At 73.3% G+C, this 9,814-nt stretch carries 9 protein-coding genes; 5 read left to right on the top strand and 4 right to left on the bottom strand.

Annotated elements, in window-relative coordinates:
* Nucleotides 1–81: 81 nt before the first annotated feature.
* Nucleotides 82–747: an HAD family hydrolase gene (locus tag UWG_RS0103540; RefSeq protein WP_016905828.1), complete on the top strand. Its 666-nt coding sequence runs from the start codon at nucleotides 82–84 to the stop codon at nucleotides 745–747.
* Between the two features lie 12 nt (nucleotides 748–759).
* On the opposite strand, the gene UWG_RS0103535 is transcribed toward UWG_RS0103540, so the two are convergent.
* Nucleotides 760–1,212: a nitroreductase family deazaflavin-dependent oxidoreductase gene (locus UWG_RS0103535; protein WP_016905827.1), complete on the bottom strand. Its 453-nt coding sequence runs from the start codon at nucleotides 1,210–1,212 to the stop codon at nucleotides 760–762.
* Between the two features lie 173 nt (nucleotides 1,213–1,385).
* Here UWG_RS0103535 and UWG_RS0103530 point away from each other — a divergent pair, with 173 nt between their 5' ends.
* Entirely contained in the window at nucleotides 1,386–3,908 is a 2,523-nt protein-coding gene (locus UWG_RS0103530; protein ID WP_016905826.1) for a polysaccharide lyase family 8 super-sandwich domain-containing protein, read from the top strand.
* Between the two features lie 3 nt (nucleotides 3,909–3,911).
* Here the strand turns inward: UWG_RS0103530 and UWG_RS0103525 are convergent, their stop codons facing one another.
* Nucleotides 3,912–4,682, bottom strand: a complete 771-nt coding sequence (locus UWG_RS0103525; protein ID WP_029391131.1) for a LysR substrate-binding domain-containing protein — start codon at nucleotides 4,680–4,682, stop codon at nucleotides 3,912–3,914.
* A gap of 58 nt (nucleotides 4,683–4,740) precedes the next feature.
* Between UWG_RS0103525 and UWG_RS0103520 the strand changes: the two genes are divergently transcribed.
* A complete protein-coding gene (locus tag UWG_RS0103520) occupies nucleotides 4,741–5,136 on the top strand; it encodes a DUF5997 family protein (protein ID WP_016905824.1) in 396 nt (131 codons plus the stop codon).
* Nucleotides 5,137–5,152: 16 nt separating this feature from the next.
* On the opposite strand, the gene UWG_RS0103515 is transcribed toward UWG_RS0103520, so the two are convergent.
* The gene (locus UWG_RS0103515) at nucleotides 5,153–6,901 is read right to left on the bottom strand and encodes a P-loop NTPase fold protein (protein WP_016905823.1); all 1,749 of its coding nucleotides are present in this window, start codon (nucleotides 6,899–6,901) and stop codon (nucleotides 5,153–5,155) included.
* Between the two features lie 103 nt (nucleotides 6,902–7,004).
* Nucleotides 7,005–7,283, bottom strand: a complete 279-nt coding sequence (locus UWG_RS0103510) for a hypothetical protein (RefSeq protein WP_016905822.1) — start codon at nucleotides 7,281–7,283, stop codon at nucleotides 7,005–7,007.
* Nucleotides 7,284–7,596: 313 nt separating this feature from the next.
* On the opposite strand from UWG_RS0103510, the gene UWG_RS33310 reads away from it, so the two are divergent.
* The gene (locus tag UWG_RS33310; protein ID WP_193386404.1) at nucleotides 7,597–7,974 is read left to right on the top strand and encodes a VOC family protein; all 378 of its coding nucleotides are present in this window, start codon (nucleotides 7,597–7,599) and stop codon (nucleotides 7,972–7,974) included.
* Nucleotides 7,975–8,401: 427 nt separating this feature from the next.
* Nucleotides 8,402–9,736, top strand: a complete 1,335-nt coding sequence (locus UWG_RS0103500; protein WP_016905820.1) for a family 43 glycosylhydrolase — start codon at nucleotides 8,402–8,404, stop codon at nucleotides 9,734–9,736.
* Nucleotides 9,737–9,814 lie beyond the last annotated feature (78 nt).

Below are 9,814 nucleotides of genomic sequence, written 5' to 3'. Positions count from 1 at the left end.
GTCCTGACGGGCCGACCGCCGGCGGGCGCACGACGGGCCCCGCCGCGGCCTCCGCCCTCGGGCGGTCGGCATGCTGGAGCCATGCACACACCCGTACCGGTCGTCTTCGACCTCGACGGCACCCTCGTCGACACCGAGCCCCTCTACTACGCGGCCGGACGTGATCTCCTCGCCGCGCACGGCGTCCCCGGCTTCACCTGGCAGCAGCACACCCGCTTCCTCGGCGTCGGCACACGTGACACGTTGGAGACGCTGCGGGAGGAACACGGCCTCCCAGCTCCCGTCGAGGATCTCGTCGCGGAGAAGAACCGGCGCTATCTGGAACTGGCCGCGCACGCCGAGGCGTTCGCCGGCATGCGGCGGCTCGTCGAACGGCTGCACGCCGCCGGGTCGCCGCTCGCCGTCGCGTCCGGGTCCTCGCCCTCCGCGATCGAAGCGGTGCTGGAGTCGTCGGGGTTGGCGCGGCTCTTCCCCGTGCGGGTGTCGGCGGAGGAGGTGGCCCGCGGCAAGCCGGCGCCCGACGTCCTCCTGGAGTCGGCGCGACGGCTGGGCGTCGCGCCGGGCTCCTGCGTCGTCGTGGAGGACGCCGGGACCGGGGTCGCGGCGGCGCGGGCCGCCGGGATGCGGTGTGTGGCCGTGCCTTCGGTGCCGGGCGACGGGTTCGCCTCGGCCGGGCTCGTCTTCCCCGGCGGGCAGCGGGAGTTCGAGCCGGAGCGCGCCTACGCCTGGATCACCGAGGACGGGTGAGCACCGCGCGTTTCACCCGCCGACCGGCTCCAGTACGACGACGGGGATGACCCGGTCGGTCTTCTCCTGGTACTCGGCGTACGGCGGGAAGGCGTCGACGGCCCGCTGCCACCACTCGGACCGCTCCGCGCCCTCGGCGACCCGCGCGGTGTACTCGCGCACCGCGGGCCCGTCCTGGAGCCGCACACGGGGGTGGGCACGCAGGTTGCCGTACCACGAAGGGTTGTCGGGCGCCCCGCCCAACGAGGCGACGACGGCGTACCGTTCGCCGTCGGAGACCCGCATCACCGGCGACTTGCGCACCACGCCCGACTTCGCGCCGAGCGTCGTCAGCACGACCGTCGGGTAGCCGTGCATCTGCGTGCCTTCGGTGCCCCCGCTCCTCTCGTACTCCTCGACCTGGTCTGCCACCCACTGCGCGGTGCTCGGCACGTACTCGCCGTCGAACGGACTGTCAGCGGACATCGTCACTCCTCTCCCCGGGCCGGCCGGTCCGGACACGGTTGCCTCAACGATCAACTGCCGCTCCCCGCCCGACATTCCCCGCTGCGCAGGCTCGGTGCGCCGCGAGCCTTGTCGGCCGGCGCGGGCTTTGCTTGACTCCGGGCCGCCAGCAGCCACCACCGCCCGGAGGACGCATGGATATCACCCGCAGACGTCTGCTGCTCTCCGCCTCGGCGGCGAGTCTGCTGGCGGCGCTGCCGGTCCGCTCCGCGAGCGCCGCGGAGGCGGACGGAGAACGCCTGCTCGCCAACGCCGTCACGCTCCTCACCGGCACGTCCGAGAGCAACGCGCGTCCGGAGACGGCGGAGAAGCGCGCAGCCGTCGCGAAGGACGCACGCGAGCACCTGGCGGCGATGGACGCGGCGGGGCCCGGCGAGCTCTTCGCCGGCCTGGAACTCGGCTCCGACGAGGCCGCGTTGGAGACCGCACACCGGCGGCTCCAGGAGATCGCCCTCGCGACCCGCACCCCCGGCCTCCCCGGGGACCTGCACGGCGACCGCGCCGTGCAGCGCCGTGTGCTCGACGGCCTCGCCTGGCTCCACGAGCACCACTACGGCGACCAGTCCCGCGGCTACTACGGCAACTGGTTCGTCTGGGAGATCGGCATCTCGCAGCAGGCCACCCGCACGCTCGTGCTGCTCAGGGACGAGGCGGCCGCGCACCGGCCCGAGTTGACCGGCGCCTACGTCGACTCGATGGACGCGTACCTGCGCAACGGCGTCGACGGCGACGTCGACCTCGACTCGCGCTTCCACACCGGCGCCAACCTCGCCGACATCACCACCAACCGCCTCCTCCAAGGCGCCCTCACCGGCGACGAGCCGCGCATCCGCAAGGCCGTCGCCGACCAGTTGACGGTCCTCGCCACCATCGACCCGTACCACCTCGTCCACGGCGTCACCGACGGCTACTACGCTGACGGCTCCTTCCTCCAGCACGCCTCCGTCGCCTACACCGGCTCCTACGGCAAGGGGCTCCTCACCCGCGTCGTGCAGACGCTCCAGTTCCTCGACGGCACCGGATACGCACGGCACGAGGAGCTCGTCCCCGTGGTGCACGGCTGGCTGCGCGACGGGTTCGCGCCGCTGATCTTCGAGGGCTGGCTGATGGAGATCGTCAAGGGGAGGGCCGTCTCGCGCACCGGCGGCGGGTACGCCGACGTCCTCCCGGTCGCCGAGGCCGCCGTCGACCTCGCCTCGCTCTCGACGGGCGAGGAGGCCGCCGCGCTGAGGAGCTACGTGAAGCACCTGCACACGACGGCGCGGGCCGAGCTCGACCCCTCCGGGTTCGTCTCACCGCTCAGCATCGTGCGGTACGCCGACACCGTCTCCGACGAGGGCGTCCCCGCCGCCGACCTCAACCCCCCGGCCCGCAGCACGGCCTTCAACGCGATGGACCGCACCGTCCACCGCAGGCCCGGCTACGCCTTCGCGCTCGCCCGCAGCTCCGAGCGGATCAGCAAGTACGAGTACATGAGCGGCGAGAACCTCATGCCCTGGTTCCAGGGGGACGGGGCGCACCACCTCTACCTCTCGGGCGAGGACCAGGAGGCGTCGTACGGAGTCGACCACTTCACGACCGTCTCCCCCTACCGCCTCGCGGGCACCACCGTCCCCGCCGAGAAGCGCCGGACCGTGCCCGAGCTCTACGGGAAGCCGTACTACGACAACCCCGAGCACCCGCTGCGCTTCACGGCCTCCTCCGAGTCGCAGAACACCTACGTCTACTTCCCGCGCGGCACCGCACGGCACTCGGGCGGCGCCGTACTCGGCCCGTACGGGGCCGCCTCCCTCGTGCTCTCCGACGACGTGGCCTTCCGTGACCGCGCGAAGCTGCCCGACGACTTCGCCGTCTACCGGAACGCGCAGGCGACGAAGTCCTGGTTCCTAATCGACGACGAGATCGTGGTGCTCGCCGCGGACATCGGCGACCCGGCGGGCCGCGCCGTCACGACGACGCTCGACGCGCGCACCGCACACCCCGACGACCGGATCACCGTCACCGGCACCCTCCGCGACGGCCGGCGCTGGACCGGCCCCGGCTCCGGCGACCTGCGGCTGCTCAGGTACGCCAACGCCACCCGGCGCACCGCCGTCGGCTACGTCCTCCTCGACACACCCCCCGTGCGGGTCGGCCTCGACGTGGTGACACGCAGCCGCCGGGTCGTCCGCACCGCCAACCCGGACACCCCGGCCGTCCGGTCCGTCTTCGACGTCACAGTGGAGCAGCCGCCAGGAGCGCGCACCGCGCACGCGTACGCGCTCGTGCCCCACGCGGACGCGCACACCCTCCGCTCCTACCTGCGGGGCCCGCTGCGGATTCTCGCCAACACCCCGCGCCTCCAGGCGCTCACCCACCGCGGGCTCCGCCTCGCCGCGGCCAACACGTTCACGCGCGGCCCGCACGAGGCGGCCGGCGTGCGCATCGACGGTCCTGCTTCGGTCCTTCTCCGGCGCCGTCGGGACGGGCGGCTCGACGTCGCCGTCTCCGACCCGACGACGGGCCGGGACAGCGTCGAACTCCTCGTCCGCGGACGGCCGTTGCGCCTCGAGAAGGGCGACGAGGCCGTGACGGTGCGCAGGGGACGCGGCGGGACGCGGGTGCTCGTCGACACCCACCACGCCTACGGCCGCAGCTTCACGGCCACCCTGCGCTGAGGGTCACGAACGGCCGCGGGGCCTGCCCCGGCCGGGGCGCCCGCGGCCGGCCGGGCCGCGCCGCCGCCCCTTCGCATGGCCGGAGGTCTGCCGCCGGGCGCCGCCCTGTTCGCCCCGGGGCCCGGGCTTCGGCTTCGGCTTCGGCTTCGGCTGGGCCGCGGGTGGGTTGCGGCCGCGGGTGCTGTTGGGTGTGCGGCCGCGCACGATCCCGATGAAGTCCTCGACGAGTTCCGTCGTCGCCTCCTGCGGCCAGGCGAGCGCCACCCGGGACTGCGGCGCGTCCGGGACGGGACGGTAGGTGAGGTCCCGCCGGTGGTGGAGGCGGGCGAGCGACTTCGGCACGACGAGAACGCCGATCCCGGCCGCCACCAGCTCCACCGCGTCGCCCGTCGTCGCGGGGCGCTCCCTCGCGGGCCGCCCGGCGGGCGTCCAGCCGAGCACGTCGTCGAGGGGGTGGAGGATCACCTCGTCGGCCAGGTCCTCGGCACCGACCTCCTCCACGGCCGTCACGACGTGCTCCTTCGGGACGACGACCACGGTCGTCTCGGTGTAGAGCGGGATCGCGCTGAAGACGTCGCGGTCGACCGGCAGCCGCAGGAAGCCGGCGTCGGCGGCACGCTCCCGCAGCAGTTCCTCCGCGTCGGCGGCCGGGGTCGGCACGAGGGAGAGCGGGACGTCGGGCAGCCGCTCGTGCCAGATCCGCACCCACTTCGTCGGCGTGACGCCGGGGACGTAGGCGAGCCGGAAAGAGGGGGACGCGTCCGAGCCAGTCACGCCGTACAGGTTACCGGCCGTGGTGAGGAGCACCGCACGCGATGGATACCCTGGGACCATGACGTCGCAGAAGAACACCCAGACCATGAAGCCCGCGACCGCGGCGAAGAAGCTGGGTGTGTACCTCGAGGCCACCCCCGCCGAGTTCCGCGAGGGCCCCGTCTCGCGCGGCGAGCTCGACGCGCTGCAGGCCGATCCGCCCGAGTGGCTGCGGGAGCTGCGCGCCAAGGGCCCGCACCCGCGCCCCGTCGTCGCCGCGAAGCTCGGCGTCTCGATCTCGGGGCTCGCCAGGGGCGGCGTCACCGAGGCGCTCACCACGGAGCAGATCGACGCGCTCAAGGCCGAGAACCCGGAGTGGCTCCAGGCGGAGCGCGCGACGCAGGCCGAGGTGCGCAAGGAGAACACGCGCCTGAAGGAGAAGCGCCGCGCGGAGGCCCGCGGGGACGCCGCCTGACGCGTGCGGGACCGGCTCAGGTGCGTGCGTCGCGGCCCGCCGACCACAGGACGGCGCTGCGGAGTCGGGAAGGGTCGGCCGTGACCTGTGCCCCGAGCTCCCTCGCCCGGCTCTCCCGCTCGGGCGTGACCCGGCCCGTGTAGAAGAGCACGGGGCCCTTGTAGCCGTCGGCCTTGAGGCGGCGGACCGTTCCGAATCCTGCCGCCCTGTCGCCTCCGCGGGTGATGTCGGAGAGGAGCAGGTCCGGGTGGCCGCGCCGCAGGTGCGCCCTGGCCGTCTCCTCGTCGGGGACCACGTCGACGTCGGCGCCGAGCGCCTCCAGGTGCCGGCGCTCGTGGGTGACGCTCGCCGGGTTGTCGTCGATCCACAGGAGCCGCCGCCCCAGCAGCGGCTCCTCGACCGTCGCGGCGGGGCGCTCCGCTTCCGGGTGCGCGGGCTCCTCCTGCCGCCCGTCGCTCCACTCCAGCCGATCCAGGACCTTCTCCCAGTGCGGCGAGGCGTTGAGGTCCTCGACGAGCGTGACGAAGGGGCGGTCCTCGACGAGTGAGGGGAACTCCGTCGGCAGCCGTTCCTCCAACTCGCCGAGCACCGTGGCGGGTTCGCCCTCCGGTTCGGGCAGCCCGTGTTCCGCGAAGAAGCCGTTCACCTGCGCCGGGTCGGCGGCGTCGCCGCGCAGGAGGGCGTTGCGGACGGCCCGGTACCCGGTGAACTCCGTGAAGGGGCCCGGGTACGCGGCGTCGCGCCGGGCGAACAGGCGGTAGAACTCCGGGTAGAGGTGCTGGACGAGCAGGAGGCGCAGCAGGGTGCCCACCGCGCCGGGGCCGAAGTCGCGCCACAGCGGGTTGAGTCGGGCCTCCAGGACGAGCCCGTTCACGAGGCGTTTGATGCGCCGCGGGTTGCGTCCGGAGCGGTTGGCGATGAGCGAGACGTGTTCGTCGTCGAGCAGCCGCTCGATGCCGGCCCTCCGCAGGCACCGGCGGACGAACTCCTCCACCTCTTCCTTCTCCGGGACGGACATGCGGTAGCTCGTCTGGAACACCTTCTCCAGGAACGCCGCGCCCGCGGCAGAGAGTTCGCGGAGCAGGCCCTTGGCGTCGAGCGCCGAGCGGTCGCATCCGACGACGAAGGCGACGCGCGGGACGTCGAGGTAGACCTTGACGGCCTCGCAGACGGCGAGGACCGTCTCCTCGGAGCAGCGGTCCAGGTCGTCGACGAAGACCACCAGCAGCCGCTCGCCGTGCTCCCCGCCCGCGGCCCACTCGCGGGTCAGGTCCCTGATCCGCTCCTGCATGCGGTTGCGGGACTCGGGGTTGGCGGAGAGGAGCCGCCAGGTCTCCTCGACCGCCGCCGTCGCGCCGAGCGGTACGGCCGCGAGGAGGGAGAGCAGCCGCAACGCCTGCCGTGTGCCGCAGTGTTCGGAGAGGTTCCGCAGGTTGCGCCGGAGCGTGCGGCGGTCGAAGCCGGCGAGGACCGTGCGGATGAGCCCCTCCAGCGCGTCCGCTCCGGGCGAGCTCCACGCGTTGAACCAGACCGTGCGGACGTCCTCTTCCTTGTCCAACTCGCGCCGCAGCAGCAGCATCAGGCTGCTCTTGCCGGTACCCCAGCCGGATTCGACGGCCAGTGTGAACGGCGTCGAGGACCGCGAGGAGAGCACCAGTTCGGCGAGGAGTCGGGCAGTGCGCCCGGTACCGAGGGCGTCGTCGTCCTGCCGCGCGACGGGCTCGTCGTCGAGCAGCGCGAATTCCCGCGAGACCGGCACGTCCACGCCGCCGCTCCTCCCCTGCGCGTGCGGGGGCTCAGGATGCCACAGCGGAAGGCGAGCGTGCGCGCGGACGTCGGGCCGGGACGGACCGCCGGAGCACGGCGGCTCAGGAGGTCTCCTCGCCCTCGCCCTTCTCCTCGCGGTCGCGGCGCGCACCGCGGCGACGGGGCAGCAGGGCACTGCCGATGACGACGCAGCCGATGGCCACGACCTTGCTCGCGCCGTAGGCGCTCATGAAGCTGTCCGGACCGGAGAGCAGCGCCCACGCCACCCAGCCCAGGCCGACGACTATCAGCAGGACACCGCCGAGCGGCTTGAACCCCGCCCACCAGGGCGAGTCCACGCCGGATGCCTCCTCGGCCTCGGTGCCTTCCGTCTCGACCACTGTGCACTCCCTGCGCTGCCCGCTCTTCGACACACCGCGGCCCCCACCTCACCGCACGGGACGGATCCCGGGGCCGGGTCGCACAGATTAACGCACACCGATGACGCCTTCCCGCTGGTCCGCGGGGCGGCTCGAGGGAGCAGAATCCACCTGACGATCCCGCCACGCTGCCCGATATCGACGGATGTCCCCCGGGAGCGAGAAGCATCCTCCTCCTGCCCTGCCGGTCCACGGACGAGACCGTCGACTTCCACCGCGTGCTCGGGTTCGAGGTCACCTTCCGGCGAACCGTCCGAATCCCTACGTCGCCGTGGTGCGCGGCGAGTTGCACTTCTTCGGGTTGCCGGAGTCCGCCCCAACGGAGTCCTACGGCTCGTGCATCGTCCTGGTGCCGGACACCGCCTTCGACGCCTTCGCGACCGGTATGCGCGCTGTGCACGGCAAGTCGCCGTTCTCCGGCGTCCCCCGTCTGACGCGACCGCGGCGCCGGAGGAACACGGGGAGCAGGGCGGGCTTCACCGTGGTCGATCCGTACGGGAACTGGCTCCGGATCTTCCCTGGCGGATTCCGAAGGCTCGGCGGACGGAGAGCCGGACACGGCGCCGCCGCGGTGACCGAGAAGGCGGAAGCCCTCGTCCACCGCGCCGAGTCGGCGATCCGCCTGGAGGAGAACCCCTGCAGGAGCGCGTGAACGACGCGCCTCCCGTTCTCCCGGTGACGGCAGCCGTCCTGGTGGGAGCGCTGCTCGCCGGCGTCGAACAGTCGATTCCCTGGACTCTGCGGGGACTTCGCCCCGCCGCCCGGATTATTTTTCCGCAGTCTTGACGAAAATCGGCGCGCCTTCGCATGCTGTGCCTCGTGCCCTCCCGGACGGCCGACGAGGGACGGCGCACCCATGGCTCCTGCCCCCGACTCCCCCGCCCGTACGGCCCGTTCGCCCGGGCCGCCGACCGCGAAGAGCCGGCCCTCCACGGCCTCGTCCCGCCCGACTCCCGGCGCCCTCCGCAACCGGCCCGACGCGCCGCACGCCCGACTCCGCTGCCCTGCACCTGCCTCGACCGCCGGGCGCAGCGACGACCGGTCGGCGTGGTGGCGCACGACGAAGAAGGAAGTGACCGATGACCAGCTCCGAGAACCGACCCGCCCTCGCCAGACGTGCCCTGCTCGCCGGCTCCGTCGGCGCGGTGGCGGCGCTCCCCGCGGCTCCCGCGCACGCCGCGCCCCTGACGCCCCCGCGGGGCCGCCACCCGTCCAACTGGCCCGAGCCCGCTTCCTACGGCCTCGCCGACACCCGCCGGGACCTGTGGCCGCGCAGGGACAACTCCTTCGTCCTGCCCCTGGAGCTGCGCCCCCGCGACAGGGAGCTGGGGCGGGTGTGGATGCGTGACACCTACGTCAACTGCTTCGTCGTGGACGGGAGTCCGCTCTACGTCGCCACGGGGACGACGCGGGTGCCGGGGCTGGACGCGGCCGCGCCGTGGAACGACGGAATCTTCCTGTGGGTCTCCCGGTCGCTGCGCGGCCCGTGGAAGCTCGCCGACACCGAGGGCATCCGGCCGGACGCCGAGCGGGGCAAGGTGTGGTCGCCCGAGTTCGTCGGCGAGAACCGGCCCGGGCGCACCGTCGTCGCCGAGTGGCAGGAGTACTGGCACGACGAGGAGTTCGGCAAGCGCGGGCAGGCGTGGGCCCCCGAGGTGCACTACGTCCGCGGCCGGTGGTACATCGTGGCGTGCACCGGCGACCACTCCCGGAAGGTGGGCTCCTTCCTGCTGGTGAGCGAGGGCGGCGTCGAGGGGCCCTACCGCCTCGCCGAGGGCAACCTCTCCGAGCCCTTCGGCGAACCCGTCGACGGCGGACCCGACTTCATCGAGCCGGGCGCCTACTACCACATCGACGGGAGCATCTACAGCGAGGGCGACGACGCATGGCTCGTCCTCCACAACGACCTCTACGCGAAGTTCCGCGACGACATGGAGGACATCGTCACCACGACGGACCTCCCCGCGTTCCAGCAGACGCCCTACTCCCCCGAGCCGTATCTGGAGGGCGCCTACGTCTTCAAGCACGGCGGCAAGTACTACCTGCTGCACGCCGCTTGGAACCGTGCGTCGATCGGCCCCGACGGCAGCACGCGGCACGCGTACGACCCGCCGGGCGACGGGCGCGTGCAGTACCAGTACGACGCGGTCGTCGCCGTCTCCGACAGGTTCGAGGGCCCGTACTCGCACCGCTGGACGGCGGGCGTCGGGGCCGGGCACAACAACTTCTTCGCCGACCACAAGGGCCGCCTGTGGGCGACGTTCTTCCGCAACCCCGCCTTCGGCTACTGGGCCGACGCCGCACGCTCGGCCGACGCGGCCGTCCCCGGCGTCGTACGCGTCGAGTGGACCGGGCCGCGGGGCAACCGCCTGTACGTCCAGCGCCGCGACAGGGGGCACGCGCTGGAGGAGTGACCGCGGAAGGCCCCGCGCGGCCGGTCGGCCGCGCGGGAAGCCGCCGGGCGCAGTCAGCAGCGCCGCGCGGGCGCCCGG

The sequence above is a fragment of the Streptomyces xiaopingdaonensis genome, from assembly GCF_000262345.1.
Classification (GTDB): Bacteria; Actinomycetota; Actinomycetes; order Streptomycetales; family Streptomycetaceae; genus Streptomyces; species Streptomyces xiaopingdaonensis.
This window is presented reverse-complemented; position numbering and strand designations above follow the sequence as displayed.